Origin of the sequence: Tigheibacillus halophilus, assembly GCF_042683165.1 — a bacterium.
Classification (GTDB): Bacteria; Bacillota; Bacilli; order Bacillales; family Amphibacillaceae; genus Tigheibacillus; species Tigheibacillus halophilus.
This window is the reverse complement of the sequence record NZ_JBHUIZ010000003.1, coordinates 1,023,820-1,037,142: the sequence shown is the minus strand read 5'-3', so window position 1 is coordinate 1,037,142 and position 13,323 is coordinate 1,023,820. Positions and strand designations below refer to the sequence as shown.

The 13,323-nt window shown below is 42.4% G+C and carries 14 protein-coding genes; all 14 read left to right on the top strand.

What is annotated here, in order from left to right; all coding sequences use genetic code 11:
- Positions 1–8 precede the first annotated feature (8 nt).
- The 14 genes from hrcA to yqfC all read left to right on the top strand — a co-directional run bounded on the left by hrcA (position 9) and on the right by yqfC (position 13,313).
- A complete protein-coding gene (hrcA, locus tag ACFSMW_RS05795) occupies positions 9–1,043 on the top strand; it encodes a heat-inducible transcriptional repressor HrcA (RefSeq protein WP_390353795.1) in 1,035 nt (344 codons plus the stop codon).
- 49 nt (positions 1,044–1,092) lie between these two features.
- Entirely contained in the window at positions 1,093–1,698 is a 606-nt protein-coding gene (gene grpE, locus ACFSMW_RS05790; RefSeq protein WP_390353793.1) for a nucleotide exchange factor GrpE, read from the top strand.
- Positions 1,699–1,732: 34 nt separating this feature from the next.
- Positions 1,733–3,562: a molecular chaperone DnaK gene (gene dnaK / locus ACFSMW_RS05785; protein WP_390353791.1), complete on the top strand. Its 1,830-nt coding sequence runs from the start codon at positions 1,733–1,735 to the stop codon at positions 3,560–3,562.
- A gap of 144 nt (positions 3,563–3,706) precedes the next feature.
- Positions 3,707–4,837: a molecular chaperone DnaJ gene (gene dnaJ / locus ACFSMW_RS05780; protein WP_390353789.1), complete on the top strand. Its 1,131-nt coding sequence runs from the start codon at positions 3,707–3,709 to the stop codon at positions 4,835–4,837.
- 77 nt (positions 4,838–4,914) lie between these two features.
- Positions 4,915–5,853: a 50S ribosomal protein L11 methyltransferase gene (prmA, locus tag ACFSMW_RS05775; protein WP_390353788.1), complete on the top strand. Its 939-nt coding sequence runs from the start codon at positions 4,915–4,917 to the stop codon at positions 5,851–5,853.
- An 11-nt stretch (positions 5,854–5,864) separates the two neighbouring features.
- Positions 5,865–6,611 carry a 16S rRNA (uracil(1498)-N(3))-methyltransferase gene (locus ACFSMW_RS05770; RefSeq protein WP_390353786.1) on the top strand — a complete coding sequence of 249 codons (747 nt, stop codon included), beginning with the start codon at positions 5,865–5,867 and terminating at the stop codon, positions 6,609–6,611.
- Between the two features lie 13 nt (positions 6,612–6,624).
- Complete coding sequence (mtaB, locus tag ACFSMW_RS05765; RefSeq protein ID WP_390353784.1) at positions 6,625–7,980, top strand: tRNA (N(6)-L-threonylcarbamoyladenosine(37)-C(2))-methylthiotransferase MtaB; 1,356 nt, start codon at positions 6,625–6,627, stop codon at positions 7,978–7,980.
- 142 nt (positions 7,981–8,122) lie between these two features.
- The gene (gene deoC, locus ACFSMW_RS05760) at positions 8,123–8,785 is read left to right on the top strand and encodes a deoxyribose-phosphate aldolase (protein ID WP_390353782.1); all 663 of its coding nucleotides are present in this window, start codon (positions 8,123–8,125) and stop codon (positions 8,783–8,785) included.
- Between the two features lie 126 nt (positions 8,786–8,911).
- Positions 8,912–9,088 (top strand): 30S ribosomal protein S21, encoded by a 177-nt coding sequence (gene rpsU, locus ACFSMW_RS05755; RefSeq protein ID WP_018931586.1) that lies wholly within the window; start codon positions 8,912–8,914, stop codon positions 9,086–9,088.
- Between the two features lie 14 nt (positions 9,089–9,102).
- The gene (locus ACFSMW_RS05750) at positions 9,103–9,549 is read left to right on the top strand and encodes a GatB/YqeY domain-containing protein (protein ID WP_390353781.1); all 447 of its coding nucleotides are present in this window, start codon (positions 9,103–9,105) and stop codon (positions 9,547–9,549) included.
- 282 nt (positions 9,550–9,831) lie between these two features.
- Entirely contained in the window at positions 9,832–11,124 is a 1,293-nt protein-coding gene (locus ACFSMW_RS05745) for an NfeD family protein (RefSeq protein ID WP_390353944.1), read from the top strand.
- A gap of 201 nt (positions 11,125–11,325) precedes the next feature.
- On the top strand, positions 11,326–12,324 hold the full coding sequence (gene floA, locus ACFSMW_RS05740) for a flotillin-like protein FloA (protein ID WP_390353779.1): 999 nt from the start codon (positions 11,326–11,328) through the stop codon (positions 12,322–12,324).
- Between the two features lie 29 nt (positions 12,325–12,353).
- Positions 12,354–12,926: a hypothetical protein gene (locus ACFSMW_RS05735; protein WP_390353777.1), complete on the top strand. Its 573-nt coding sequence runs from the start codon at positions 12,354–12,356 to the stop codon at positions 12,924–12,926.
- A 105-nt stretch (positions 12,927–13,031) separates the two neighbouring features.
- Entirely contained in the window at positions 13,032–13,313 is a 282-nt protein-coding gene (gene yqfC / locus ACFSMW_RS05730; RefSeq protein WP_390353776.1) for a sporulation protein YqfC, read from the top strand.
- Positions 13,314–13,323: the final 10 nt, after the last annotated feature.

The window sequence follows — 13,323 nt, the reverse complement described above, 5'->3', positions numbered from 1 at the left end:
TGATCATCGTGCTCACGAAGAGACAATTATTAATTCTGCAAGTGATTATTGATGATTTCATTGAGACTGCGCATCCAGTAGGCTCCAGAGCGATTTCAAAAAAAGACAGCATTGACTTTAGTGCGGCAACTATCCGCAATGAAATGGCCGATTTGGAAGAAATGGGGTTTCTTGAAAAAACACACACTTCTTCCGGACGTATTCCTTCAGAAAAAGGATACCGCTATTATGTGGATCATATCATTGTGCCGAATTTGCAAAAAAACAACCTTAGCATCATGAAACAGTTTATGAAAGGCGGGTTCTACGAAGTCGAACAAGTGGTACAAAAAGCCGCTGAGGTGTTGTCACATCTGACGAATTATACTTCCATCATTCTGGGACCGGAAATTGTTGAAACCAAATTGAAGCAGCTGCAAATAGTGATTTTATCCCAGCACACAGCCGTTGCAATACTGGTCACTGATTCAGGACATGTCCAACATCGATCATTTTCCATTCCTGCGGAAATGGATGCTTCCGATTTGGAAAAAATGATCAACATACTGAATGACCGGCTGAAAGGTGTCCCACTTACCCGTCTTCACGACATCCTTCAGAATGAAATTTTTTCTTTGATGAAGATGTATATGAATGATTATCAAGAGGCGTTTCATTATCTGTCAACAGTCTTTTTCAGCGAGCAACCGGCTAGACTGTACATTGGCGGGAAAGCGAATATGTTAATGCAGCCGGAATTCAAGGATTTAGAAAAAATACGGACCTTCTATGCAATGATGGAGAATGAAGATGAGGTTGCTAATCTGCTGAAGCAGACTACCCAGGGCATTAAAATTTCTATCGGCCACGAAAATAAATTAGAGGCTATAAAGGATTTGAGCCTGATAACTGCAACATACGACATTAATGAAGGGCAAATGGGTACGATCGCATTGCTTGGTCCTACAAGAATGGAATATCGCAAAGTGATTACACTGTTGAATGCATTGTCGAATGAAATGACAGAGGCATTGTATTTATGGTATAAAAACAATGGACAATAAGAAAACAAGTAAAAAAATATTACCATCGGCTGAGATGGAGGTGGCATTCATGGAAGAGTTAGAAAAAGAAGAAACAAAAGAAGAAATGAAAAAAAATACGGAAGAAAGTGTGGAAACGCCACAGGAGAACCAAAATGAATCCGTAAATGCGGAATCTGAACAAGATGGTGGTGACGCCGCAGAGCTCAACGCAACAGAACAAGAGCTTGAAACAGAGATGGAGCAACTTCGTGAGGATAAAGAAAAATTATTTGATCAGCTTGCTCGTATCCAGGCGGAGTACGATAATTTTAAAAAGCGTACCCAAAAGGAAAAGCAAGCGAGTCAAAAGTACAAAGCGCAGGATTTAGTGACAGCGTTGCTCCCAGTTATGGATAATTTCGAAAGAGCATTGAAAACGCAAGTTTCCAATGAGGCTGCAGGATTTATGGAAGGCATGAACATGGTGTACCGCCAGCTTCTCGAAGCACTGAAAAATGAAGGTCTCTCAGAAATCGAAACGGTTGGGAAAGAATTTGACCCCAACATGCACCATGCTGTCATGCAAGCTGAAGACGAAAATTACGAATCCAACATCATTGTTGAGGAGTTACAAAAAGGTTACTTGTTGAAAGACAGAGTAATTCGCCCGGCAATGGTGAAAGTAAATAAATAATTTGAAGCAAGCGTTCAAGGAGGAAGAGTAAACTATGGGTAAAACAATTGGTATTGATTTAGGAACAACGAATTCTTGTGTAGCAGTGATGGAAGGCGGTGAAGCAGTCGTCATTCCGAATCCGGAAGGCAACCGCACCACACCTTCTGTTGTAGCGTTTAAAAATGGGGAAAGACAAGTTGGGGAAGTGGCAAAAAGACAGGCGATCACGAACCCGAATACAATTCAATCCATCAAACGCCATATGGGTACTGATTACAAAGTCAAAATCGATGACAAAGAATATACGCCTCAGGAAATTTCGGCAATCATTTTACAGCACCTAAAATCATACGCAGAAGATTATACAGGCGAAAAAATCGATAAAGCGGTTATCACAGTCCCTGCGTATTTCAATGATGCTGAACGTCAGGCCACAAAAGATGCGGGACGTATTGCTGGCTTGGAAGTAGAGCGTATCATCAATGAACCTACAGCAGCAGCGCTTGCATATGGAATTGATAAAGCGGAGCAAGATCAGACGATTTTGGTCTATGACCTTGGTGGCGGTACTTTCGATGTATCCATTTTGGATATCGGCGACGGCACGTTCGAGGTTGTTGCGACTGCTGGGGATAATCGTCTCGGTGGGGATGATTTTGATGATGTTATCATCGAATATATGATTGGCGAATTCAAAAAAGAAAATGGCATTGATCTATCCAAAGATAAAATGGCCATGCAGCGCTTGAAGGATGCAGCTGAAAAAGCGAAAAAAGATCTGTCAGGTGTGTCACAAACACAAATCTCACTGCCGTTCATCACTGCAGGAGAGGCTGGTCCTTTGCATATGGAAATGTCATTGAGCCGTGCTAAGTTTGAAGAACTTTCTTCTGAACTTGTTGAACGGACAATGGTTCCAACGAGAAAAGCATTATCTGACGCAGGTTTGTCAGCCTCTGAAATAAATAAAGTACTTTTGGTAGGCGGCTCCACCCGTATTCCAGCTGTCCAGGAAGCGATCAAAAAAGAAACTGGACAAGAACCTTCCAAAGGGGTAAACCCGGATGAAGTGGTAGCATTAGGTGCAGCCATTCAAGGCGGCGTATTGCAAGGAGACGTTAAAGATGTCTTGTTGTTGGATGTTACACCACTTTCACTCGGAATTGAAACGATGGGTTCTGTGTTTACGAAACTAATTGAAAGAAACACAACCATTCCGACAAGTCATTCGCAAGTATTCTCCACTGCAGCTGACAATCAAACTGCTGTTGATATTCACGTGCTGCAAGGGGAAAGGGAAATGGCGGCAGACAATAAAACATTAGGACGCTTCCAGTTGACTGATATTCCACCAGCACCACGAGGAGTACCGCAAATCGAAGTAAGCTTTGATATCGATGCGAACGGAATTGTAAACGTACGTGCGAAAGATATGGGTACGAACAAAGAACAATCCATCACCATTAAATCTTCTTCAGGGCTTTCTGATGAAGAAGTGGAGAATATGGTAAAAGAAGCAGAAGAAAATGCGGAAGCAGATAAAAAACGCCGTGAAGAAGTCGATTTACGAAATGAAGCTGATCAGCTTGTATTCACAACAGATAAAACAATCAAGGATCTTGGCGATAAAGTTTCAGAAGATGACAAACAAAAAGCTGAAACAGCGAAAGCTGATTTGAAAAAAGCACTCGAAAGCGATAATATGGAGGAAATCAAAGAGAAAAAACAAGCATTGGAAGAGCATGTCCAACAGCTTTCTGTAAAACTTTATGAACAAATGGCTAAGGATAACCAGGCTCAGCAATCCGATGAAGCTTCTTCGGCAGACGATGTAGTGGACGCGGACTATCAAGAAGTCGATGATGACGAAAAAAATAAATAATAATTGATCCAGAAGTTATAAAAAAGTCAAAGTCGGGGTTATCTTGGCTTTGGCTTTTTTTAGGAATTGAGCCTGTTTGTCAATCAGTAAAGAAAGATGGTAAGATAAAACGTATGCAACCGAGATCGGGAGAGTGATTTACAAGTGAGCAAGCGAGATTATTATGATGTACTGGGCGTTGGCAAAGACGCTTCAAAAGATGAGATAAAAAAGGCATATCGGAAATTGGCCAGAAAATACCATCCGGATGTTAATAAAGAAGAAGGAGCCTCCGACAAATTCAAGGAAGCGAAAGAAGCTTATGAAGCACTGAGTGACGATCAAAAGCGTGCCCAATATGATCAATTCGGCCATGCCGGAGCACAGGGTCAGGGTTTTGGCGGCTTTGGCGGGGGCGCTCAGGATTTTGGCGGTTTTGGGGACATTTTCGATATGTTTTTCGGTGGCGGCGGTTCACGCAGACAAGATCCAAATGCACCAAGACAGGGAGCAGACCTGCAGTATACGATTGTACTTGATTTCGAAGAGGCCATATTCGGCAAAGAAACGGATATAAACATTCCGACAGAAGCTGACTGTAAAACTTGTCATGGCACAGGTGCCAAACCAGGAACGAAACCAAAAACGTGTTCCCACTGTCATGGATCAGGACAATTGAACACGGAACAGAACACACCGTTTGGCAAGGTCGTCAATCGCAGGGTTTGTCATTATTGCGGCGGAACTGGAAAAATTATACCGGAGAAATGTACGACATGCGGCGGAACCGGAAAGATTAAACAACAGAAAAAAATCCATATTTCTATCCCGGCAGGCATCGATGAAGGTCAGCAAATTCGCGTTTCCGGTAAAGGAGAAGCAGGAAGCAATGGCGGACCAAGTGGTGATTTGTATGTAGTCGTTCAAGTACGAAGTCATGAATTCTACCAAAGAGAAGGGGACAATATATTCTGCGAACTGCCACTGACCTTCGCACAAGCTTCTTTGGGAGATGAAGTGGAGGTCCCGACTGTCCATGGAAAAGTGAGATTGAAAATTCCTGCTGGGACGCAGACAGGAAAGACTTTCAGGTTAAAAGGAAAAGGAGCTCCGAACGTAAGAGGGTATGGCCATGGGGACCAACACGTTCAAGTACGGGTAGTGACGCCAACAGCATTGACGGAAAGACAGAAAGAATTGTTGCGGGAATTCAACGAAATCGACGGAAAAGCTGCAACTGATGAGCAGGAAGATACACTATTCCAGCGATTCAAAAAAGCTTTTAAGGGAGAATAACGGTAATTCTTTACCGTTATTTTACATAAGCATGAAAAATCATTATAAATTTGAATAAATAAGTGAGTGTGAACCATATGAAATGGACCGAATTTTGCATCCATACTACGAACGAGGCGATTGAACCAATTTCCAACATTCTTCACGAAAATGGAGCTAGCGGTGTCGTTATTGAAGACCCTCTGGATCTCGTAATTGATCGAAATCCTGTTTATGGAGAGATTTTTGCATTAGATCCGAATGATTACCCTGAAGAAGGTGTCCATGTTAAGGCGTATTTTCCAATCAATAGTTTTAGTCCTGATACAGCAGATGAAATAAAACAAGAAATCGACCAGTTAGAAAAATATGGAATCCATTTAGGAAGCAACCAAATGATGCTGAACGAAGTGGATGAAACAGACTGGTCTGAAGCGTGGAAAAAATACTATAAACCAGTGAAAATTTCAGACAGGATAACAATCGCTCCTTCCTGGGAGAACTATAAAGCTGCCACAGAGGAGGAACTTGTAGTTGAATTGGATCCGGGCATGGCCTTCGGAACTGGCACGCACCCGACTACCATATTGAGCATAAAGGCAATTGAAAAATACTTGCAGTCTGGTGATTTGGTTATCGATGTAGGTTCGGGTTCCGGTGTACTGAGCATTGCTGCAGCGATGCTTGGAGCTAAAGAAGTACATGCGTATGATCTGGATGATGTAGCTGTGAAAAGTTCGACGGAAAATGCCCTTTCTAACCATGTCCATGGAAAAATTAATGTAAAGAAAAATAATTTGCTGCAAGGCGTGGAGTTAAAAGCCGATTTAATCGTCTCCAATATTTTGGCAGAGATTATTGTTCAATTTGTGAACGATGCGAGAAACAACTTAAAAACAGGGGGCTATTTTATTACCTCTGGGATCATTCAAGCAAAAAAACAATTCGTACTGGATGAACTGAGAGCAAATCAATTTTCCATCGAAGAAATAAACGAAATGGATGATTGGGTTTCCGTTGTCGCCCAAAAGCAGTAGGAGGTAATACTTTGCAACGATATTTTGTTTCTGCATCCCAATGGGTTAATGATCATGTAAACATAATAAATGAGGATGTACACCATGTCAGCAGAGTGATGCGAAAAAAAATCGGCGATGAAGTTATATGTGTTCATCCGGATGGCCGGGCAGCAAAGTGCGCTATCACCGGTATAAGTCCCCAATCAATTGAATTACAGATTCAACAGTGGCTTGAGCATAACCCTGAACTGCCGATTGCAGTAACCATTGCCCAAGGCCTGCCCAAAAGTGATAAAATGGCGTTGATTTTACAAAAAGGTACAGAACTGGGTGCAGCAGCCTTCATCCCTTTTAGAGCGGAGAGAAGTGTCGTAAAATGGGATGGAGGAAAGATGGCGAAAAAAACAGAAAGATTCACAAAAATCCTCAAAGAAGCTAGTGAACAATCTCATCGCAGCAATATCCCTGTTTTGCACGACCAGATGAATATCGATGAGCTGATGATATACGGAAAACAATTCGATACCTGCATATTCGCTTATGAAGAGGAAGCAAAGGTTGCAAAATTCAACTCATTTAGTACAATAATGAAAGAAATGAACAAGGGCCAAAGCTTATTGGCTTGTATTGGTCCTGAGGGTGGATTTACCTCCGAAGAAGCGCAGCAGCTGAAAGAAAGTGGTTTTCAGCCTGTCCGTCTTGGTCCGCGCATACTAAGGACTGAAACGGCTGCTATGTATATCTTGGCAGGCATTTCCTATCAATTTGAAAATTAAGGGGTGTATTTTCATGCCAACAGTGGCATTTCATACATTAGGCTGTAAAGTGAATCATTATGAAACAGAAGGTATCTGGCGCATGTTCATGGAGGCTGGCTATGAGAGAGTTGATTTTGATAGCCAATCCGATGTATATGTCATCAATACTTGTACGGTAACCAACACCGGGGATAAAAAAAGCAGGCAGGTTATCCGTCGGGCCGTTCGTAAAAATCCTGAAGGTGTAATCTGTGTGACAGGTTGTTATGCGCAAACTTCTCCTGGTGAAGTACTGGAGATACCGGGTGTGGATGTTGTATGTGGAACACAAAATAGAAAAGAAATGATTGGCTACATTGAAGAGCACCAAAAAACAAGAGAACCGGTGAATGGTGTCAAGAACATTATGAAAAACCGTACTTTCGAAGAGATGGATGTACCTGAATTCACTGACCGTACACGTGCCTCTTTGAAAATACAAGAAGGCTGTAATAACTTCTGCACATTTTGCATCATTCCATGGTCGCGCGGACTGCTTCGGTCCAGAGACCCGGAAAACGTAATCGGACAAGCACAGAAATTAGTTGATGCGGGGTATAAAGAAATTGTCTTAACAGGCATACATACCGCTGGGTACGGCGAAGATATGGCTGATTATAATTTTGCGAAGCTTCTGTGGGACTTGGAAACGAAAGTGGACGGGCTGAAAAGGATAAGAATATCTTCTATTGAGGCTAGCCAAATTACTGATGAAGTAATTAATGTACTGGATAAATCGGAAAAAATTGTCCGCCATTTGCATATACCACTACAATCCGGATCTGATAGTGTGCTCTCAAGAATGAGGAGAAAATATTCTTCTGATTATTATTATCAAAAGGTTGTCAAGATCAGAAAAGCATTGCCTGATTTGGCAATCACTTCTGATGTGATTGTAGGATTTCCAGGGGAAACCGAAGATGAGTTTATGGAAACGTATGAATTCATTAAAAAAGTTGGCTATTCTGAGCTGCACGTTTTTCCGTTTTCAAGACGTACCGGTACACCGGCGGCGAGAATGGACAATCAGGTGGATGATGATGTGAAGGAGCGGAGAGTTCATCAACTGATCGAACTATCTGACCAGTTGGCCAAGGAATACGCTTCTCGTTATGAAAATGAAGTACTAGAAGTAATCCCTGAGGAAAAAGTACCGGATGAAAACCATCCTGATATGCTTGTGGGATACTCTGATAATTACTTGAAAGTGCAATTTAAAGGGAGCCATGACATGATTGGCAAAATCGTCCGCGTTAAAATATTAAAATCTGGCTATCCTGTTAATGAAGGGGTGTTCGTCAGGGTTTTAGAAGATGGCATGGAACAACGTGTGATGAAGGCTAATTAAACAGATGGATGTTCCTGCAGTAAGGAGCATCCTTTTTTACCGAATTTACCATCCATCTTCTTGAAAATAGATTTTTTGGTTGTAACATGCTATGATGCCTTTGTAAATGTACTAGCTAATGAACAGGAAAGGAAGTCTGGAAATGGAAGATTTAGCTTCATATATCGATCATACATTGTTGAAGCCGGATGCGACAAAAGAACAAGTGGATCAGCTGATTAAAGAAGCCAAACAATATAAATTCGCTTCAGTTTGCGTTAATCCGTACTGGGTACCATATTGCGCTAAAGGGCTAAAGGGAAGCGATGTAAGGGTTTGTACAGTAATCGGCTTTCCGTTGGGCGCTAACACCACAGCCACAAAAGTCTATGAAAGCAAGAAAGCCATTGCCGATGGGGCAACAGAAATTGATATGGTAATCAATATCGGTGAACTAAAATCCGGAAATTTTGAGCTTGTTCGAGAAGATATCGCTGCAGTAGTTGAAGCTGCTGGCGAATCAGCATGGACAAAGGTGATTATTGAGACATCACTTCTGACACATGAAGAAAAAGTGAGTGCTTGTGTGTTGGCAAAAGAAGCTCAGGCAGACTTCGTAAAGACGTCCACAGGTTTTTCCGGAGGAGGAGCAACGATGGAGGATATCAGGTTGATGCGTAAGACTGTTGGAGAAGATATGGGCGTCAAGGCATCTGGCGGAGTGCGTGATTTGCAGACTGTCAAAGGCATGATTGCCTCCGGAGCAACACGAATTGGTGCTAGTGCAGGCGTGGCAATCATGAAAGAAAACGGCGAAAATGAATAAAAACTATACATGCAGGGCAAATATGCAGTTGACCTGATTGAGTGGATATATTATAATTACTAAAGGCATATTTCTCAATATATGCTTGTACAATTTGTTTTATGCTTCGGAGGGAGGGAAATTAGCATGTCAAACACAACTCGCGTTCGTAAAAACGAGTCTCTTGAGGATGCTCTTCGTCGCTTTAAACGCAGTGTTTCAAAAAGCGGTACACTATCAGAATATCGTAAGCGTGAATTTTATGAGAAACCTAGCGTTCGTCGCAAAAAGAAATCTGAAGCTGCTAGAAAGCGCAAATTTTAAAGAAGGTGCACGAAATGTCATTATTGGCACTACTGAACAATGATATGAAGCAAGCCATGAAGGGTAAAGACAAGGAAAGATTGAGCGTAATCCGAATGGTGAAGGCTTCATTGCAGAACGAATCAATCAATCTTGGTAAAGACGACCTCACAGAAGATGAGGAATTAACGATTTTATCAAGAGAGTTAAAGCAAAGAAAAGATTCCCTCCATGAATTTGAAGCGGCTGGACGCGAAGATCTTGTTAAAAAACTTGAAGTAGAAATCAATATTTTACAAGAATACATGCCAAAACAGCTTACCGATGATGAGCTGGAGGCGATTGTTCAGGAAACCATCCTGGAGGTCCAAGCATCTTCCAAAAAGGATATGGGCAAAGTGATGAGCGCTGTCATGCCTAAAGTGAAGGGCAAAGCCGATGGTTCGAAAGTGAATAAAATGGTTTTAAGCAATTTAATTTAATGAATGAGCAAGGGTTCCTTTCAAGGGGCCCTTTTAATTTAGAAGGGCAGCTACCATTCCATAGAGGATGTGTTTTTTACATAACTTCGTCCTTTTTGAAACCATTTCTTTACAAATTCGTATATATACATAAGGGTTGTATAACCCACAGTAAATTGTTTGCCCGGATCATTCATTTTTGACGAGATTCATCCGACATATTCGTACGGGGGTGGTGCATTGAAGAACCAATGGATTACATATGCTGTATTTTTTGGGGCCGTGCTGTTCATCTTTACTCAAATGACGGTTCCCGTCAATGCAAAGGCAAAAGAAACAGACGGGCAGGGCAAGCTGGTATATGTGATACCGATTGAGCAGGAAGTTGAGCGTGGTTTGGAGGCTTTCTTGGAGCGGTCTATCAATGAAGCAATAGAAGCTGGTGCTGAACAGCTGATTTTTGAAATCGATACACCTGGAGGCAGGGTAGACGCCGCAAAACAAATCGGAAAACTATTGCAAAGCACTGATATACCGACAACCGCTTATATTGTGAATGATGCGTTATCTGCTGGATCCTATATTGCTTTGAATACGGACAGCATTTATATGAAACCACAAGCCACCATAGGAGCCAGCGGGGTGATCAATCAAGATGGCACTGAAGCGGATAAAAAAGCACAATCGGCTTGGCTGGCAGCAATGAAAAGTGCAGCTGAATCCAAAGGTCGTGACCCCTTATACGCAGCTGCGATGGCGGATAAGGATGTCGATCTACCAACGTACGGCGCTCCAAAAGGGAAATTTTTGACACTAGGTCCAAAGGAGGCTGTTGAAGTAGGCTATGCCGAAGCAATCGCACCTAACCGTGTCGCCTTATTGCATGAATTGGATCTTGATCATGCAACAATCATTGAAACGCAGCCAACAATCGCTGAAAAGATAGCCAGGTTTTTGACCAATCCTGTGGTTGTGCCAATTTTGCTGTCAATTGCCAGCCTTGGTCTGATTGTTGAATTATATTCCCCTGGTTTTGGAGTGCCTGGATCAATGGGTATTGCTGCATTGTTACTCTTTTTCTACGGTCACGTGGTGGCGGGGCTCGCTGGTATGGAAACGATCATTTTGCTCTTGGCAGGATTGGCTTTGATTATTGCCGAGTTCTTTGTTTCGGGAGGAATACTTGGACTGCTTGGAACTGCTGCAGTAGTCGGTTCTCTATTTTTAGCAGGGGCGAATATCGTAAGCATGTCCATCAGTATTGGGATCGCTTTTTTGGTAGCGGTTATTGCTGCAATTATTTTATTCAAAGTAATTGGAATGGAAAAAGGACTTTTCAGGCACATCATACTTCGTGACAGCACGAAAACAGAGCTTGGCTATATCGCTTCTGAGAATCGTCTTGAATTGATTGGACTTTCCGGTAAAACATTGACTAATCTGCGGCCTTCAGGAACTGCGCTGGTGGATGGTGAGCGCATTGATGTTGTATCCGAAGGAAGTTTCATACCTAAGGATCGCACTATTTCAGTGATTAAAGTTGAAGGAGCACGAGTTGTTGTAAGGGAAAATTCGGATAGAGAACCAGATAATTAACCAGCCTGGTATAAAAATGGTTGCATATTGCGATATAACGCTTGACGTATCTGGTTATTTACAGCAAGATATATCTAGGAAGAAGGTTTGGCCTCGCCAAAATCCAGGCTGCATAACAAAAAAGAATTGCTGCTTTACGTATTCGTGGCAACATTAAGCTGCCATTTGGCGAAATATTAAAAATAATTGGGGGTTTGCGTAATGGACATCGTTGATTTGATGCCGATTATCATTATTGCACTGATCTTGATCGCAGTAGCGATCTTGTTCACTTTTATTCCTGTGATGCTTTGGATCAGCGCACTAGCAGCTGGAGTAAAAGTAGGTATTTTTACCTTAGTGGGTATGCGATTGCGTCGGGTTGTCCCGAACAGGGTGATCAATCCGTTGATTAAAGCACACAAAGCTGGTTTGAGTGTGACAACAAACCAATTGGAAAGTCACTATCTGGCAGGAGGTAATGTTGACAGAGTCGTCAATGCTTTGATTGCCGCACATAGGGCAAATATTGAACTGACTTTTGAACGAGCAGCAGCTATTGATCTAGCTGGCCGAGACGTGTTGGAAGCTGTACAGATGAGTGTAAATCCGAAGGTGATTGAAACGCCGTTCATTGCCGGTATTGCGATGGATGGAATCGAGGTAAAAGCACTGGCGCGAATCACTGTTAGAGCAAATATCGATCGTCTGGTCGGTGGGGCTGGAGAAGAAACGGTTATCGCGCGTGTTGGTGAGGGTGTAGTAAGCACAATTGGTAGTTCAAACTCTCATAAACAGGTATTGGAAAATCCAGACTCTATTTCGCACACGGTACTTGCTAAAGGTCTTGATGCGGGCACAGCATTTGAAATTCTATCCATCGATATTGCCGATGTAGACATCGGTAAAAACATTGGAGCGATTTTGCAGACGGATCAAGCAGAGGCTGATAAAAATATCGCTCAAGCCAAAGCGGAAGAAAGACGCGCAATGGCTGTCGCACAAGAACAAGAGATGGTTGCTCGTGTCCAAGAAATGCGCGCTCATGTTGTTGAAGCAGAAGCGGAAGTTCCAAAAGCGCTTGCTGAAGCTCTTCGTTCCGGTAAAATGGGTGTGATGGATTATTTGAACTACGAAAATATCAATGCAGATACGGATATGCGTGATTCCATCGGAAAACTGACAGACAATAAAGATGACCATGATGATAATGACAACTGATTGCCGTATATGAAGTAAGGAGGGTTTCTATGGACAGTTTTTTTGACTTCATCTTCAGCAACCTCATCCTTATCCTTGCAATCGGGGCCGGAATTTTAAAGTTCTTGTCCGGAAATAAGGAAGCTGGCAACAAAACTGATGAGAGAAAAAAACATACGCCAATGCATCGGCCGGGCCCAGGTTCATCCTCGCGCCAGCAGAACCAGCAACGCACTGCTCGCGTTCCAAAACCTACGCCTACACCTTCTGGGCCGTCGGATACTGTCTCGATACCAAAGTACGACAAACAGATTTCGACTGCGTCTTCCTCTTCCATTGAGGAACAGCAGCAGAAGCAAATGGAACGCCTTGCAGGACGTATGCATACAATTGAAGCCATCAGGAATATGGAAGAAATGGATGAAAACAATCATAAAGCCCTTCACGGACTGGGAGACGGGAAGAAACTGGAAAGTGAAACCCAAAGGGCTTTTAGAAAACAAATGAAAAGACAATTGACCAGGAATGGTTTAATCGAAGGAATCATCATGTCAGAGGTTCTTGGTGCCCCCAGAGGCAGAAAGCCTTATAAAAATGTCGTTGCAAAACGACGGGGAAGATAAAAAAGCTGTGTATCTGTTGAGCTTGTGCTCACAGATACACAGCTTTTTTTGGTTCTTAATGCGCTCCCATTTTCATAAACATGAATGTGAGAGGAGGCCGCAATTTTGAAAAGAATCCATCAATACTTGCGTCCTTTATTTACAAAATATCTCGGACTTCCTTCTGATGCAGTCCATGAACTCCCGCGTGTAACCATGATCGGGCAAATACATGCTTATATTGAAAACCATAATGGAATTTCCATCTTTACGGACACGGAACTGCGATTGAAGACGACGCAAGGGTATATTCAACTGACAGGCAGTTCATTCGTATTAAAGCTGATGCTGCCCGAAGAAATACTGGTAGAAGGAAAAATTACAGATATCAGATTCATTCCGGAATAGGATAGGAGGA

Excerpts from the sequence above, each read along its gene's own strand:
- grpE (WP_390353793.1), top strand. The coding sequence starts at position 1,093 with ATGGAAGAGTTAGAAAAAGAAGAAACAAAAGAAGAAATGAAAAAAAAT.
- dnaK (WP_390353791.1), top strand. The coding sequence starts at position 1,733 with ATGGGTAAAACAATTGGTATTGATTTAGGAACAACGAATTCTTGTGTA.
- prmA (WP_390353788.1), top strand. The coding sequence starts at position 4,915 with ATGAAATGGACCGAATTTTGCATCCATACTACGAACGAGGCGATTGAA.
- mtaB (WP_390353784.1), top strand. The coding sequence starts at position 6,625 with ATGCCAACAGTGGCATTTCATACATTAGGCTGTAAAGTGAATCATTAT.
- deoC (WP_390353782.1), top strand. The coding sequence starts at position 8,123 with ATGGAAGATTTAGCTTCATATATCGATCATACATTGTTGAAGCCGGAT.
- rpsU (WP_018931586.1), top strand. The coding sequence starts at position 8,912 with ATGTCAAACACAACTCGCGTTCGTAAAAACGAGTCTCTTGAGGATGCT.
- ACFSMW_RS05750 (WP_390353781.1), top strand. The coding sequence starts at position 9,103 with ATGTCATTATTGGCACTACTGAACAATGATATGAAGCAAGCCATGAAG.
- ACFSMW_RS05745 (WP_390353944.1), top strand. The coding sequence starts at position 9,832 with ATGACGGTTCCCGTCAATGCAAAGGCAAAAGAAACAGACGGGCAGGGC.
- floA (WP_390353779.1), top strand. The coding sequence starts at position 11,326 with ATGGACATCGTTGATTTGATGCCGATTATCATTATTGCACTGATCTTG.
- ACFSMW_RS05735 (WP_390353777.1), top strand. The coding sequence starts at position 12,354 with ATGGACAGTTTTTTTGACTTCATCTTCAGCAACCTCATCCTTATCCTT.